The sequence below is a fragment of the Gammaproteobacteria bacterium genome (genome assembly GCA_013697705.1).
In the GTDB taxonomy this organism is placed as follows: domain Bacteria; phylum Pseudomonadota; class Gammaproteobacteria; order UBA6002; family UBA6002; genus UBA6002.
The window spans coordinates 21278-35908 of the sequence record JACCWJ010000045.1 but is presented as its reverse complement, the minus strand read 5'-3'; the positions used below and the strand labels follow the sequence as shown (position 1 = coordinate 35908).

Annotated in this window: 14 protein-coding genes; 6 read left to right on the top strand and 8 right to left on the bottom strand. The window is 41.3% G+C overall.

Annotated features, from left to right (window positions below):
• Window positions 1-2: 2 nt before the first annotated feature.
• From minE to minC, 3 genes are all read right to left on the bottom strand, one after another.
• Complete coding sequence (gene minE / locus H0U71_08605) at window positions 3-260, bottom strand: cell division topological specificity factor MinE (GenBank protein MBA2655107.1); 258 nt, start codon at window positions 258-260, stop codon at window positions 3-5.
• Entirely contained in the window at window positions 257-1087 is an 831-nt protein-coding gene (gene minD / locus H0U71_08600; protein MBA2655106.1) for a septum site-determining protein MinD, read from the bottom strand. The genes minE and minD overlap by 4 nt, the downstream gene beginning before the upstream one ends.
• Window positions 1088-1252: 165 nt before the next feature.
• Complete coding sequence (minC, locus tag H0U71_08595; protein ID MBA2655105.1) at window positions 1253-1948, bottom strand: septum site-determining protein MinC; 696 nt, start codon at window positions 1946-1948, stop codon at window positions 1253-1255.
• Between the two features lie 69 nt (window positions 1949-2017).
• Here minC and H0U71_08590 point away from each other — a divergent pair, with 69 nt between their 5' ends.
• The 6 genes from H0U71_08590 to H0U71_08565 all read left to right on the top strand — a co-directional run bounded on the left by H0U71_08590 (window position 2018) and on the right by H0U71_08565 (window position 9244).
• The gene (locus H0U71_08590) at window positions 2018-3691 is read left to right on the top strand and encodes an AMP-binding protein (protein MBA2655104.1); all 1674 of its coding nucleotides are present in this window, start codon (window positions 2018-2020) and stop codon (window positions 3689-3691) included.
• Window positions 3692-3710: 19 nt separating this feature from the next.
• Window positions 3711-4580, top strand: coding sequence for a methylisocitrate lyase (gene prpB / locus H0U71_08585; GenBank protein MBA2655103.1), 870 nt, complete (start codon window positions 3711-3713; stop codon window positions 4578-4580).
• 81 nt (window positions 4581-4661) lie between these two features.
• Window positions 4662-5807 carry a 2-methylcitrate synthase gene (gene prpC, locus H0U71_08580; protein MBA2655102.1) on the top strand — a complete coding sequence of 382 codons (1146 nt, stop codon included), beginning with the start codon at window positions 4662-4664 and terminating at the stop codon, window positions 5805-5807.
• A gap of 14 nt (window positions 5808-5821) precedes the next feature.
• The gene (gene ispG, locus H0U71_08575) at window positions 5822-7036 is read left to right on the top strand and encodes a flavodoxin-dependent (E)-4-hydroxy-3-methylbut-2-enyl-diphosphate synthase (protein MBA2655101.1); all 1215 of its coding nucleotides are present in this window, start codon (window positions 5822-5824) and stop codon (window positions 7034-7036) included.
• A gap of 8 nt (window positions 7037-7044) precedes the next feature.
• Window positions 7045-8484, top strand: a complete 1440-nt coding sequence (locus H0U71_08570) for a bifunctional 2-methylcitrate dehydratase/aconitate hydratase (GenBank protein MBA2655100.1) — start codon at window positions 7045-7047, stop codon at window positions 8482-8484.
• 25 nt (window positions 8485-8509) lie between these two features.
• Window positions 8510-9244 (top strand): phosphoadenosine phosphosulfate reductase family protein, encoded by a 735-nt coding sequence (locus tag H0U71_08565; protein ID MBA2655099.1) that lies wholly within the window; start codon window positions 8510-8512, stop codon window positions 9242-9244.
• Between the two features lie 9 nt (window positions 9245-9253).
• On the opposite strand, the gene H0U71_08560 is transcribed toward H0U71_08565, so the two are convergent.
• The 5 genes from H0U71_08560 to H0U71_08540 all read right to left on the bottom strand — a co-directional run bounded on the left by H0U71_08560 (window position 9254) and on the right by H0U71_08540 (window position 14613).
• Complete coding sequence (locus H0U71_08560) at window positions 9254-9919, bottom strand: RES family NAD+ phosphorylase (protein ID MBA2655098.1); 666 nt, start codon at window positions 9917-9919, stop codon at window positions 9254-9256.
• Entirely contained in the window at window positions 9919-10305 is a 387-nt protein-coding gene (locus tag H0U71_08555) for a DUF2384 domain-containing protein (GenBank protein ID MBA2655097.1), read from the bottom strand. Before H0U71_08555 ends, H0U71_08560 begins: the two co-directional genes overlap by 1 nt.
• 123 nt (window positions 10306-10428) lie before the next feature.
• A complete protein-coding gene (locus H0U71_08550) occupies window positions 10429-12366 on the bottom strand; it encodes an acetoacetate--CoA ligase (protein MBA2655096.1) in 1938 nt (645 codons plus the stop codon).
• Window positions 12367-12376: 10 nt separating this feature from the next.
• On the bottom strand, window positions 12377-13324 hold the full coding sequence (locus tag H0U71_08545) for a hydroxymethylglutaryl-CoA lyase (GenBank protein ID MBA2655095.1): 948 nt from the start codon (window positions 13322-13324) through the stop codon (window positions 12377-12379).
• Window positions 13297-14613 (bottom strand): TRZ/ATZ family hydrolase, encoded by a 1317-nt coding sequence (locus tag H0U71_08540; protein MBA2655094.1) that lies wholly within the window; start codon window positions 14611-14613, stop codon window positions 13297-13299. Before H0U71_08540 ends, H0U71_08545 begins: the two co-directional genes overlap by 28 nt.
• Window positions 14614-14631 lie beyond the last annotated feature (18 nt).

The window sequence follows — 14631 nt, the reverse complement described above, 5'->3', positions numbered from 1 at the left end:
AATTAAATATCTTCGGGTAGAATTACATTAAGCTCGAGTATAGAGCGATTATCGTCACGTTCCACCTCTACAGTAACTTCATGTGCTTTAATGGGCAAATATCGAGAGATTACTTCAATGAGTTCTTCTTGCAACTTAACCAGATCAAGCTTATTGATTCTTGAGTGAATCCCCTCATCAACAATCAATTGTAATAGTCTATCCTTAGCAATATTGGCTGATGTCTTTTTAGGGCTTTTAAAAATATCCAGTATACTCATACGACACTTGTGTCCTTCTCTTTATTGAATAGTCGTTTAAGAAACCCTTTCTTGGTCGAGGTCAAAAACCGATGAGGGATTTTCTCACCTAAAAAGCGAGATACAGCATCAGTATAAGCTTGTCCAGCATCACTTTGTTGATCCAAAATTACTGGGACGCCAGCATTTGATGCTCTGAGTACCGCAGGTGACTCGGGAACCACACCTAGCAGAGGAATAGCCAAGATTTCTTTAACGTCTTCAACGCTGAGCATGTCACCACGTTCAACACGATTGGCAGAATAACGAGTCAAAAGTAAATGTTGTGGGGGAGGTTCTAAACCTTCCTCTACGCGTTTGGTTTTACTTGCAAGAATGCCAAGAATGCGATCAGAGTCACGAACCGAAGAAATTTCAGGATTAGTCACGACAACCGCTTGATCTGCAAACCGCATTGCCATTAGTGCCCCTTTTTCAATTCCAGCAGGGGAGTCACAAACGATGTAATCGAATTCTTTTTTTAATTCTTCTAAAATTAACTCAACACCTTCAATATGTAAGGCATCTTTGTCACGTGTTTGAGAAGCAGGCAGGATAAATAGATTTTCATTTCTTTTATCTTTGATCAAGGCTTGGCGTAGTTTGGCTTCTCCATTAATGACGTTGATAAGGTCATACACGACACGACCCTCGCATCCCATTGCCAGATCTAAATTTCGCAAACCCACATCAAAATCAATGAGGACAGTCCTGAATCCACGAACTGCTAAACCAGTTCCAAAAGCAGCGGTGGTCGTCGTTTTGCCAACCCCACCTTTACCTGAAGTTACCACAATTATCTCAGCCATTTCGATCCTTTTTATCCAAAGAGAGCCTTCACTTTAAGTTGCCGGATTTTACTTCCTTTTTAAGTCGAGGGGAAGATAAATTCCAAGTTGAGTTGAACAATTTTTGAGCTGGGCAAAGTTAGCTCTATTGCTCGTCGTCATGGTCAAGTCGCAGGGAGTTAAAAATTAGCTAATTGACGCAATAACGAGTTGATCGTTTTCTAAAAATACTTGTGTGCTGGAAACATGATTTCCGGCTTCAATATCTTCTTGAAGTTTGTAGTGACCTGCAATGGCAACCAATTCTGCTTCAAGCTTATGACAAAAAATTCGTGCATTTGCTTCGCCCGCTGCTCCTGCAATAGCGCGCCCCCGTAACGATCCATAAACATGAATGTTCCCATCTGCAAGGATTTCGGCGCCATTACTGACAGAGGATAAAATAATGAGGTCACAATTTTTAGCGTAAATTTGTTGGCCTGAGCGGACTGGCTGAGAAATTATCTTTGCATTTTCATTAATCTTGGCCACTTTGGGAGATTGTGTGGTTTTTACATTGGGTAAAATTCCTAATCCTACTTGAGTTGCCTCAGCAACTTGTTTAGGATTTGCATTCGTGACTCCAACAGGAACCAGGCCATGTTTTCTAAGGAGTGAATTGATTTCTACAAAATTAATGTCATTATCTAACGCATATAATTTCTGCAGGTCGATAATAATAGGCATGTGTTCGAAAAAGTTAGGATTTTTTTTGATGGTTTCTTCTAGTTGTTGTTGGAATGCGCCATAATCTAGAGAGAGAAGCTGTAGAACACTCAGGGTAAGAACGCTTCCCTTTAATTGAAAGGCGGGTTGGGAATTTTGTGGACTCTTCGAGTTCATTTTATTCAATCCCTCTAAAAAATGATTGAGGATAGTGAGTCGTTAAACATTGGTCAAGGGAAATAGGTCATGGAAAAAATTTGGGAAAAGAATTATCCGCCGGATGTAGCATTTACTATCAATCCTGATGCGTATTCTTCGGTAAGTGAATTATTAGAGGAAACCTTTCAAAAATATGCTCACCAGCCTGCATTTGAAAATTTCGGGGTGCAGCTGAGTTACCAAGAGCTACAGAATAAGGTGCAACATTTCGCGGCTTATTTACAAAAAGTGCTCAAATTACAAAAAGGTGATCGCATAGCAATAATGCTCCCTAATTGTTTGCAATATCCCCTGGTATTGCTGGCCGCTTTACGCTTAGGTTTAGTTATTGTAAATATTAATCCCTTGTATACAGAAAGAGAGCTTACTATTCCTCTTAAAGATTCGGGTGCTAAAGCAATCGTTGTCTTGACCAATTTTGCGGCTAGTTTATCCCATATCATTTCTGAGACCCAATTAGAACATGTGATAGTGACCGACCTCGGTGATCTCTTAACTCCTCTTAAAGGATGGATGATTAATTTTGTTCTGCGCTATATCAAAAAAGCGATCCCTCCTTTTAACCTCCTCAGAAAGTTATCATTCAAAAATGCGCTACATGCAGGAAGTAAGCTGACGCTTGATCCTGTTCATATTGAGTCAAGCGATACTGCTTTTCTACAATATACGGGAGGAACAACGGGCGTCCCTAAGGGAGCGATGCTAACTCATCGAAACATGATTTCGAATATTCTACAAAGTGCGGGATGGATAGGGCACGTTCTAACAGAAGGCAAAGAAGTAATTGTTACTGCACTCCCTTTGTATCATATTTTTTCATTGACGGTCTGTTGTTTCACCTTTATCAAGTTAGGCTGTAAAGGTTTGTTAATTACCAACCCACGCGACTTTAAAGGTTTTATAAAAGAATTATGTAAACAGAAATTTACAATTTTCGTGGGCGTGAACACTTTATTCGAAGCTTTATTAAGACAACCGGGCTTCGACAAAATAGAGTGGTCTAACACAAACTTAGTACTCGCAGGTGGAATGGCGGTTCTCAAGAGTACCGCCGAAAAATGGCAAGCCGCTACGAACATGCCCATTATCATGGGGTATGGTTTAACAGAGGCGAGTCCTGTAGTAAGTATTAATCCTCTTTCTTTAACTAAGTTCAACGCAAGTATCGGTCTCCCCATTACAGCCACCAATGTAGAGATTAGAGATGACGCCAACAAAAGCGTCTCCCTGGGTAGCGCGGGCGAACTCTGTGTTCAAGGCCCTCAAGTGATGAAAGGCTATTGGAATAATGAGAAAGAAACTAAAGAGACCCTTAGTGATGATGGTTGGCTCAAGACAGGTGACATTGCTCTTATGGATGATCAAGGATATATCTATCTAATCGATCGCAAAAAGGATATGATTTTAATTTCTGGCTTTAATGTTTACCCTATTGAGGTGGAAGAGATAATTGCGAGTCATCCAGGAGTGGAGGAGGTCGCAGTTATTGGCGTTCCTGATACACAATCGGGGGAGAGCGTTAAGGCCTTTATTGTAAAGAAAGACCCTGAACTCACTGAAGAAGACATCAGGGCATTGTGTAAAGAAAAGCTAACTGGCTATAAAAGACCTAGCCTAATTGAGTTTTGTTCTGACTTGCCCAAAAGTAATGTGGGTAAAATCCTCAAACAAAAATTACGCGCTAAACAATCCATCGGATGATCTGCTTAGGAAGACTATTATGAAAAATGTTTCTGCGGGAAAATATTTTCGTCTTGCTCTGAGTGAAGAAACCCCCTTACAAATCGTGGGAACCATCAATGCTTATACGGGTATTTTAGCGACGAAATGTGGTTTCAAAGCGCTTTATTTGTCAGGCGCTGGTGTGGCCAACGCATCATTTGGCTTACCTGACTTGGGTATCACGACATTGAATGATGTTCTTGAAGATGTTCGTAGAATTACCTCCGCTACCCCTGTTCCTTTACTCGTAGATGCCGATACCGGCTGGGGAGGAAGCTTATCTATTGCGCGAACGGTAAAAGAGATGATCAAGGCGGGGGCCGCAGGGATACATATTGAAGATCAAACAGATCTTAAACGGTGTGGTCATCGTCCTGGGAAATCCTTAGTCAGTCAAGAAGCCATGAGCGACCGTATTAAAGCCGCTGTGGACGCAAAATATGACCCTGATTTTGTTATAATGGCTCGAACAGATAGTCTTGAAGGTGAGGGATTGCAGGCTGCTATAGACAGAGCAAATGCTTATGTTGCTAGTGGTGCAGATATGATTTTTGCAGAAGCCATTACAGATTTAAAGCAGTATAAAGAATTTACCTCTAGCGTTAATGTCCCGGTGTTAGCCAACATCACTGAGTTCGGGAAAACTCCCTATTTTACAGTTCAAGAATTACAACAGGCGGGCATAGCCATGGTTTTATATCCATTAAGTGCTTTTCGAGCAATGAGTGCTGCTGCATTACAAGTCTACTCAACGATTCGAAAAGAGGGCACCCAAAAAAATGTGGTAGACCTTATGCAAACGCGAACAGAGTTATATGATTATCTCGACTATTTAAAATATGAAAAATTAGTGGATGAAACCATTTAAAATTATTTTGTATTAAAGGCGCTTCTCCCGCCGCATGGAGGAAAGTAAGGTGGACTTTTTTTATTTTGAGGAGTTTTTCAAGTGACAACAAAAGTTTCAGGGTTGGCAGGTATTACGGCGGGAGAAACCGCCATTAGCAGCGTTGGTAAAGAGGGGATGGGACTCAATTATCGAGGCTATTCCATTTATGAATTAGCGGAGCATGCTTGCTTTGAAGAAGTGGCCTACTTATTAATAAGAGGAAAGTTGCCTTCACAACGGGAGCTTAAAGATTTTCTTCGTCATTTGATTTCTCTACGCGCTTTACCAGAAGCATTAAAAAAGGTGCTTGAATTAATCCCGGCAAATGCGCATCCCATGGATGTTCTTAGAACGGGTTGTTCTGTTTTAGGCACCCTTGAACAGGAATCTACTACTCAGTATGATCAATATTATATAGCAGAACGTCTTACCGCTGCTTTCCCGTCAATGTTACTGTATTGGTATCATTTTCATAAAAGTGGTATCCGCATTGATACCCATGTTCCTGAAGAAACAATCGCGGGCTATTTTTTACATCTTCTCCACCAAAAACAACCTGAGCCATTACAGGTACGCGCTGTAGATGTATCATTGATCCTCTATGCAGAGCATGAGTTTAATGCTTCCACCTTCGCGGCTAGGGTCACTGCTTCTACCGGCACGGACTTCTATTCTGCGATTTGTTCTGCGATAGGCACGTTACGTGGCGCCTTACACGGGGGTGCAAATGAGCAAGCGATGGAGCTTCTTGAAACGTTCTCCTCTCCTGAGCAGGCGGAAGTTGCACTACAGGAAATGTTGGCCAACAAAAAACTAATTATGGGATTTGGCCATAGGGTATATAGAACATCAGATCCTCGTTCCGATGTGATAAAAACATGGTCAAAACAATTAGCGGACGACGTTGGCGATAAAGTTTTATTCCCTGTCTCTGAACGCATTGAAAAAATCATGTGGGATACCAAAAACTTATTTCCAAATCTCGATTTTTACAGTGCTTCTGCTTATCATTTTTGCGGCATTCCCACTAAGATGTTTACCCCACTTTTCGTGTTTGCACGAACAGCGGGTTGGGCTGCGCATATCATAGAACAACGACAAAATAATAAATTGATTCGGCCTCTCGCAGATTATACGGGACCGTCAACTAGACCTTTTATCCCCGTTAGTCAAAGGGATTCAATCGCTCCCGAACCCAGTGAATAGTTACAGAGGCAATAATGTACCAAAGACGTAAAAGTATCCCAGTAACTGTCGGAAACATTACAGTAGGAGGAAATGCTCCCATCGCTGTCCAGTGTATGACGGATACCGATACGGCGGATATCCCCGCAACGGTTAGACAAACGCTCGAGTGTGTCAATGTGGGAACTGAACTTATCCGTTATACCGTAAATACTGAAGAAGCGGCTAGGGCAGTGCCTAAGATTAAGGCGCTATTGCTCGAGCAAAATTGTCAGGTCCCTCTCATTGGCGATTTTCACTACAATGGACATTTACTGCTCACCAAATACCCTGAATGTGCTAAGGCTTTGGATAAATATCGTATTAATCCTGGGAATGTGGGCTTTGGAGAAAAAAGGGATAAACAATTTTCGACAATGATCGAAGTTGCTATAGAGAATGACAAACCCGTGCGTATTGGAGTCAACTGGGGCAGCCTTGATAAGGCCCTTGTGGCAGAGTTAATGGATCAAAATGCAAAAACAGCAAATCCTAAAAGTGCTCGTGAGATGACCCATGCAGCATTGATTCATTCTGCGCTTCACAGTGCTGAATTTGCAGAGTCAATTGGCTTGCCTGCAAACAAAATCATTCTGTCCTGCAAAGTAAGTGCTGTTCAAGATCTGATAGCGGTCTATTCTGAGTTAGCAAATCGATGTGAATATGCACTTCATTTGGGATTAACCGAAGCTGGAATGGGATCAAAAAGCATCGTGGCCTCGAGTATCGCCATGGGAATTTTGCTACAACAAGGAATTGGCGATACCCTCCGCACGTCTTTAACACCTGAACCTGGGGCAAAAAGATCAAAAGAGGTGATGGTTACTCAAGAAATACTTCAAACAATGGGCTTGCGTTATTTCAATCCCATGGTAACTGCATGCCCTGGGTGTGGCAGAACAACAAGCTCCTTTTTTCGTGAGTTGGCTCAAGAGGTTCAAACCTTTCTGCATACAAATATGCCAATCTGGCGGGAATCTTACTCCGGGGTGGAGAATATGACCGTGGCGGTCATGGGCTGTATTGTGAATGGTCCTGGTGAAAGCAAACACGCCAACATTGGTATAAGTTTGCCTGGTACCGGTGAAGAACCTTCGGCTCCGGTCTTTGTTGATGGCAAAAAATTTACCACCCTGCGTGGGCCAATGATCACTGATGAGTTCAAAAATATTATTAATAACTATGTCATTGCTAATTATTCTGCTTGCTAGGAGAAAATATGACTGCAGAGTCTAATGTGCGCCCTGATTTTGATCCTGAGATTGTGGCTATTGCGAATTATGTTAGTAATTTTAATATTATTTCAGAAGTCGCTTATGAGACCGCATACTATTGTTTAATGGATTCTATTGGGTGTGCTCTGCTAGCGCATCGATTCCCCGAGTGTACCAAGCTCTTAGGTCCAATCGTCCCGCATGACACTCTAATGAATGGGGCGCGCGTCATTGGAACTCAATTCGAATTAAATCCTGTAACGGCTGCTTTCAACAATGGCGCTCTGATTCGATGGTTGGATTATAACGATACCTGGTTGGCCGCGGAATGGGGACATCCCTCCGACAACCTAGGCGGTATTCTTGCAGTTTGTGATTATATTTCAAGGCAAAATCTAGCAACGGGTAAAGCGCCGCTTACCGTCTATGATGTGTTAACTGCAATGATTAAAGCTTATGAAATTCAAGGCATATTAGCGCTGGAAAATAGTTTCAATCGTGTCGGCTTGGATCATGTGATTTTAGTCAAACTGGCAACTACCAGTGTCATTACCCACTTATTAGGGGGCAATGTAGATACTTTATGTAATGCCATTTCATTAGCATTGCTAGATGGCCAAAGTTTAAGGACTTACCGCCACGCCCCTAATACGGGTTCTCGAAAATCTTGGGCGGCGGGAGATGCGACTAGTCGCGGGGTTTTTCTTGCGCTATTGGCATTGAAAGGCGAAATGGGCTACCCCAGTGTTTTATCCGCTAAAACATGGGGGTTTTGTGATATTTACTTTGATGGTCAGCCATTAAAAATTACTCGAGATTATACGAGCTATGTGATGGAAAATATTTTATTTAAAATTGCCTATCCTGCAGAATTTCATGGTCAAACCGCAGTTGAATGTGCGCTTAAACTGCATGATAAAGTAAAAAATAAACTTCCAGACATTGAAAAAATAGAGATAAAAACCCAAGAATCCGCAGTAAGAATTATTAATAAGCAAGGTCCATTACACAACGCAGCAGATCGAGATCATTCTTTGCAATATATGATCGCCATTGGTTTGATTTATGGTGAATTGACATCTGATCACTATGAAGATGGCATAGCCACCAATCCTTTAATTGATGAGTTACGCACCAAGATGCAAGTGAGAGAAGAGCAAGCGTTCACAAAGGACTATTTAGATTCTCAAAAACGCTCCATTGCGAATTCCATTCAAATTTTCTTCAAAGATGGGACGAGCACTGAGGAGGTGCGTATAGATTATCCTCTAGGACATAAGCAGCGACGACAAGAAGGGATCCCTCTGTTACGTAAGAAATTCAAAAATAATTTAGCAACGCGATTTCCTAAAGAGCGAGCTAAAAACCTAGAGCAAATATTTGAGGACAAGACCTCACTTTTAACAATGCCAATTACAGATTTAATGAATCTACTGACTATATAAACAAGATAGCCATCCAGGTTGAGGTATGTATTTTATTTTTGGCAATTATGGTGATAACACCATTGCGGTAATTAAGTGGGCATCACTGAATAATTTGAGGGATGTGGTAGTGGCTCACGTTGATACTGGCTGGAGTGATTCGCGTTGGCAACAGCGCGTTCTTGAGGGTCAGGCATTCGCAAAAAAATGTGGTTTTGAAGTGACCACTATCAAAGCTTCCCACAATTTTGCTCAGTTGATTATTGATCGCAAAAGTTTTCCTAATGCAAAATACCAATGGTGTTCTACCTTTTTAAAGGCAATACCCTTCATCGAATGGTTAGATATCGTGGATGATCGTTGTGAAGAAATTATAATATTAGGATCGCGACGAGAAGATTCCAGAGCGAGACAAAATTTGCCTGAGTTTATTGAGCAAAGTCAATATTACGGCGATCGCAAGGTGTGGTATCCATTATTCAATACTACCCAGCAAGAACGGAATAGTTTAATTAAACAAGCAGGATTGAAAGTATTAAATAGTCGAAGTCTAGAATGCAATCCTTGCATCCACAGTCAGCTACAAGAGCTTAGTTATTTAGCGCCAGAAAAAATCAGTGAAATAGCGCATTTAGAACAAACTTTAAATCAAACAATGTTTGATGCTCGTTTCCCCAATACTTCCATTGAAACATTGACGAAGTTTGAGAAAATACCGGGTACTACCTCCATGGAAGCCTTTGACATGGGCTGCGGATCACATTATGTGTGTGGCGAATAAACCGCTCTATTAAATGACTTTTAACACATTCGTCTCAATGATTTCCGTGCCATCCCAAATATATTCCAAATGACATCCTTGCACTGGTATTGTTAAAGCCGAAGGTCGTAAAATAGCGAAACAGATGCCATCAACTTTTCTCACACTGGAGTACATTAATCCCCATTCATTTTGGAGTTTCATTTCTTTGCCAAATTGCTGGCTTTGTGGGTAAGACGCTATATCGGGATTCAAATAGGCGCAATATTTTTTATCACGTATATCAATCATTTTTTTAACAATATACGCAGTGTATTCCCGCATCTGTACTTGGCAGGGAGGTTCATTTGAAGCTTGCAAAAATCTTTTTCGATGAAATTTAGTCTCAGTGACTGCCGTTTTAAGGGAGTCACTCGTGTAATAGATACCAAAGCTACCGTCACTAAATCTTGAATAGCCCGGGTGAGTAAAAGGAGACATCAAAGGGGACGCGCCTTCTGCTGCTATCCAATCCTCCTTATTCACCAAATTTATATTCCCTAATGCTCCTTTAATCCGGTCATTAGTTAAACCTTCTAAGACTGCAAGTTGTTCAATCTCCTCGGTGGATTCTGCCCAATCAAACGGACTGACCGTAGGATATCGAGAAGGAATAATTCGGTGAGTTTTAGATTTATAACTAAGGTAAGCAAACATTAATATCCCCGCCAAAAATCTAGAAATCTTCTGACCTCAGCCAGTCTCATCAAACTTCCTTCCATCAGATATTCTCTCGGCGTTATCCCCTTAAAAGGCGCGAGGCTATTTTGTCTATCAATCCATGACATTCCTTGAGCGCTATCGACAAATAAGGTGCGCAAATCTTTATAAATGCCGAGTAATAAGGATATCCTTTCTTTTTCGTCTCTACTTAATCCGCCCTCATGCTTGCTTATCCCTTTATAATAAGAAGATCTTTTCATGTCGCCTAACAAAGTCATGCCTTCAATTTCATTAAAGTTGAATTTGCGCACTAAATTTTGTAAAGCCTTCCAGGCAATCTTGTCAGAAACTGATTTTGCAGATAGTGCTGATCGGTGCATAAAATCCCCCTTTATTCCATAGTAGTCCAATTATAGACAAAAATCCATTTTTAGATTTTTAAATGAATATTAAGATGAAATGGGGCTTACTGTTTAGTTAGTTATTAACCGTAGTGAGGTAAATTACTCGAGAATGATTAGGGTTTTGAAATATTCCAAGCACTCCGGATTAGCTATCGAGGCTATATTTTTGACAGGTCGATTGTGGATAACGTCACGCACTGCTAGCTCTACAATTTTACCGTTTATAGTTTTAGGAATATCAGGAACTTTAATTATTTTGGCGGGGACATGTCGTGCAGAGCAATGTTCACGTATGGTTTTTTTAATGTCGCTTTCCAATTCTTCGGTAACGGGTAGATTCTCCTTGGTCACTACAAATAAGATTACCCGGGTATCGTCCTTCCACTCTTGGCCCACCGCAAGACTTTCAATGATGTCGGGAATTTTTTCTACTTGACGATAAATTTCAGCTGTGCCAATTCTCACACCTCCAGGATTTAGGGTGGCATCTGATCTACCATATATTATGAGGGTTCCACGATCAGTAATTTCAGCAAAGTCACCATGCGCCCACACTCCGGGAAATTTATTAAAATAGGCCTGCTGATATTTTTCTCCATTTGAATCATTCCAAAAATAAATCGGCATGCTTGGAAAGGCGTTAGTACACACTAGCTCCCCCTTTTCATTAATCACTGATTTGCCTGCATCATTAAATATTTTCACGGCCATCCCAAGACCTATGCACTGTAATTCTCCGCGGTAGACGGGTAGGGTGGGATTGCCTAATGCAAAACAAGAAATAATATCTGTGCCACCTGAAATTGAAGAGAGGCAGACATTTGATTTCACGTTTTCGTAAATGTAAGTGAAGTTTTGGGGAATCAGGGGCGAGCCCGTGGACAAAATGGTTTGCAAGGAACCGAGATCATGGCTCAGTTTAGGCGTAATATTGTGCTTTTCTAGCGCGCTAATGTATTTAGCGCTCGTGCCAAAAATAGTGATTTTTTCTTCATCAACAAAATCTAGCAAACGGGTAGGGCTGGGATAAAAAGGAGCACCGTCATATTGCGCCACGGTTGCTCCCAAACCAAGGCTACTGATGTACCAATTCCACATCATCCAGCCACACGTCGTATAATAAAAGAGAGTATCGTTTTGAGTTACATTACTATGTAAAGCGAGTTCTTTAAAATGTTGCAGTAATGTTCCACCTGCGCCATGAACGATACATTTGGGAATGCCCGTCGTTCCGGAGGAGTACATAATATAAACAGGATGATTAAAAGGCGGGTGTTCAAATTCTAAAGTGGTTTCCGGTCCAGACAGAATGGCGGCAAACGGGGTTGCTTCTAGAGAAAAGCCATCGTTGGTATTAACCACCAAAATTATTTTTTGAATTGAAGGAATCTGTTTACATAACCATGCTATTTTTTCTTGACTAGTAAAAGTTTTGCCAGCGTAATTATAGCCATCACATACGATTAAAATTTTAGGTTGTATTTGATGAAATCGATCGTATAACCCTTCTTTGCCAAAGTCGGGAGAGCAGGATGACCATATCGCGCCCAGGCTTGTTGTGGCTAGCATAGAAATAATCGTTTCCGGCACATTGGGTAAGATAGCAGCGACCCGGTCATCTTTTTTAATGCCTAGCTTTTTAAAGTAGGCAGCTGTCTTTGCTACTGCAGTGTAGAGCTGAGAATATGAAAGTGTTTTGCGTTGATTTTTTTCGTTATTAAATACGATGGCTATTTTATCATCACGCCTTCGCATTAAATTTTCAGCGAAATTTAATGTGGCTCCCTCGAACCAGTTACAATCCCACATTGAATTGCCAGGTACAAAAATTTTATCCGCAGGCTTACCCGCTTGAATTGAGAAGAAATCCCATAAGGCTTTCCAGAAGAATGCTTTATGTGAAATGGACCAATCGTAAAGGTCAGCGTAGCACGATAAAGATAAATTAAAGGAACTATTTACGATTGCCATGAAATGATTCATTTCAGTCGCTGCTTGAAACTCTTTGGAGGGTTGCCACATTATTTTAGGTGTCATAGGTTTACCCTCAATACTTAAAATTTTTGGCGGCCAATGCTATTGCCACTTTAGATTGGGTTGTGCGGTGCAATTGCTCCGAAATAAATATGCCCACTTTAGATAACTTAACAAGATCGATCCCGGTATCAATGCCCAGTCCTTGCAGTAAATAAACCACATCCTCAGTGGCAACATTTCCGCTTGCGCCCGAGGCGTAGGGGCAGCCTCCTAATCCAGCGACAGAAGCATCGATGACCGCGATGCCCTGTTGTAAGGCGGCATAAATATTTGCTAAGGCTTGCCCGTAGGTATCATGAAAATGCACCGCGATAGTTGGTAGGGGAAGGCGAAGCGCTACTTGTTCAATTAAAATTTTAGTTTGCAAGGGTGTGCCGATGCCAATAGTATCCCCTAATGAAATTTCATAACATCCCATTGCGTAAAGTTCAGCCGCGAGCTGAGCCACTTTGTCTGGCAATATAGTGCCTTCATAGGGGCACCCTAAAACACATGAAATATAACCACGAACTCTTATAGAATTTTGTTTAGCCAGCTCAATCACTTTTTCATAGCGTTTGAAACTTTCTGCAATCGTACAATTAATATTTTTTTGTGAAAAAGTTTCAGATGCAGCGCAGAAAATAGCGACTTCTTTTGTGTCTGCCTGTATCGCTCTTTCCAAACCCTGTAGATTGGGAACTAATGCGGAATAATGAACCTGTTGTTTTTTAGTTATAGTGGTAAATACTTCAAAATTATCGGCAAGTTGAGGAATCCACTTGGGGGAAACGAAACTAGTAACCTCGATCGCAGATAATCCTGTTTCTGAAAGTTGGTTAATGAAGTCTATTTTAATGGCGCTTGGAATAATTTGTATTTCATTTTGTAAGCCATCCCGAGGGCCAACTTCAACGATTTTGATGCGGCTAGGTAAAGTTTGCAACGTGTTTATTGTGAGCCAATTCTCTTCTGCCATTTTTTTCCTTTCTCAAATAGGTTGTCTTCATCCATGGTTAAAAGCTTACTATTTTTTAACAGCTGCAAACCTGCAACCCACACATCAGTGACCTGCCTATTTGAAGCAGAATACACAATTTGAGAAATAGGGTTATAGATAGGCATGGTATTAATATGCATTAAGTCAATAGCAATTATATCCGCAGATTTCCCGACCTCGAGAGAACCAATTTCTTTTTCGAGTCCTAAGGATTTGGCACCATTTAATGTTGCCATGCGAAGCACCTGCGTTGCTGAAACTGCTGTCGCGTCGTTGGCTATTGTTTTGCCGATAAATGCTGCAGTACGCATTTCACCCATCATATCTAAGTCATTATTACTGGCGGCGCCATCTGTGCCGAGCGCGACATTAACATCGTTATTCAACAAGCGCTCAACTTCACAATAGCCACTTGCTAATTTTAAATTAGATTCGGGACAATGTGTTACATTGGCTTTACTTAATGTTAATAGCTCCAAGTCTTCATCATTCATTTGTGTCATATGAACGCCTTGGAATCGGCTAGAAAGAAGCTCGAAATCATGGAGACGTTTTAAGGGACGTTTGCCGTATTTTTCGAGACTTTCTTGTATTTCATTCGCCGTCTCATGAACGTGCATGTGGATGGGCAGATCATGGTGTTGGGAAAAATCTCTGACCTTTTTTAGGAGATTATCCGTAATCGTATAAGGAGCGTGGGGGGCTAAACTCCAAGTGATTAGCCCTTGATTGCCATGTTCCTTATAAAGGCGAGTAAATCGCTCAAACCCATCATTTTCATCTTGTGACCAATTGGTGGGGAAATTTATCAAAGTAGGGCCAATACAAGCGCGTATTTTTGCGCGCGCAGCCACTTTCGCAATCACTTCTGGGAAAAAGAAGTGCTCATTGAAGCAGGTGGTGCCGCATTTAATCATTTCGGCGATAGCAATTTCAGTCCCATCCTCAATGAATTCATCGCTTAGCCATTTACTTTCAGCAGGCCAAATATGATTTTGCAACCATTCCATTAAGGGGAGATCGTCCGCTAATCCACGGAATAAAGTCATGGGGCTATGGGTGTGGGCATTCACAAAACCAGGTAAAACTGCATGACTAGTTAGGTTTAAGGTGGTGCTGCTTTGATAATGATTGGCAGCCTGCTTTTGAGGAAGAATATCTTTGATTTTCCCCTGGTGGATAATGATTGCATAATCGTTGTAAACGACGTTATCGGGCTCAATGGGTATTAACCAACGGCAATTTATTATGGTATCTACCTGATTCATGCATTATTCCCTAGCATT